Raw genomic sequence first — 333 nt, 5'->3', positions numbered from 1 at the left:
TATTGTACCAATCATAAAATCAATTATGACCGTTTTTTTTTGTTTTTTATTATCTGTATTACTACTTATAACAAAAAACGCTTTCTACTTTTTATTATTTCTTATCTCAATATGTCAATGAACTTTTTCTTTTAGAATAAATAACATAGAGACAAGAGTATAGACCAAGTCTATTTTCTTTTTTCTATATTCTATCTTCCTTAGATAGTGGAGAATAACGGAGTCGAACCGTTGACCTCCTGCGTGCAAGGCAGGCGCTCTAGCCAGCTGAGCTAATCCCCCATTTTGCAATCTTAGATTGTAGAATTCAGATTTTAGATTTCTTAATTCTTC

The 333-nt window shown here is 31.2% G+C and carries 1 tRNA gene; it reads right to left on the bottom strand.

The features are described from left to right. Positions 1-208 precede the first annotated feature (208 nt). Positions 209-282: transfer RNA gene (locus ACHRV3_RS23005), tRNA-Ala, on the bottom strand. Between the last annotated feature and the right edge of the window lie 51 nt (positions 283-333).

The sequence above is a fragment of the Flavobacterium sp. FlaQc-49 genome, assembly GCF_044005985.1.
Lineage (GTDB): Bacteria > Bacteroidota > Bacteroidia > Flavobacteriales > Flavobacteriaceae > Flavobacterium > Flavobacterium cupriresistens.
This window is presented reverse-complemented; position numbering and strand designations above follow the sequence as displayed.